The sequence below is a fragment of the Qingrenia yutianensis genome, assembly GCF_014385105.1.
In the GTDB taxonomy this organism is placed as follows: Bacteria; Bacillota; Clostridia; order UMGS1810; family UMGS1810; genus Qingrenia; species Qingrenia yutianensis.
On the sequence record NZ_JACRTE010000104.1, the window covers coordinates 1 to 600 of the forward strand.

Consider the following 600-nt stretch of genomic DNA (forward strand, 5'->3'; position numbering starts at 1 on the left):
TCAGAATGCTTGCAGGAATGGAAACAGGTCTTGCGGAAGACGATCTGACCGAGGACGGCGTTATAGATGATAAAATTCTTTGTTTGATTATCAATGCCAAATTTATTGAGAAGTACGGTATAAGCGGATATAAAGATAAGCGGAAAAGGAAACAGACCTATGTGAACAATCCTATGAACCGCAGACAGAAAACATATTCGTATAAAGGGCAGACAATACGGATTAAATAAAAGGGGTGATACAATGGCGGAAAAAGTAAAGCATCCGAGCTTTGCAAATTTGTATATCGGCAGAAGTCAATGCGGCGGTCAGACAGCACTATTCGGAAGCTCAATAAAGCATAGCGACATTATTACACTGCGGATAAGTCCTGCATATATGGACAGAGATTTGAGTTGTGACAGATACTTTGCAGAACCATTACCGTACATAGAAATTAATATGAGTCAAGCGCAGTTTGCACAGGCAATAACATCACTTAATATGTGTTGTGTATCCTCCGTCTGTACAAGTCGGATTCTTTACTATTTCCTTAAAATTATGCGGAGCATAAGGTGTTGTATTTGTGATATAGCTTTCGCCGCAAATATCACACGAATG

General features: G+C 39.5%; 1 protein-coding gene. It reads left to right on the forward strand.

Annotated features, from left to right (window positions below):
• The coding region (locus H8706_RS12315) for a hypothetical protein (RefSeq protein WP_262432820.1) at positions 1-230 on the forward strand (230 nt) is incomplete at its 5' end.
• Positions 231-600 lie beyond the last annotated feature (370 nt).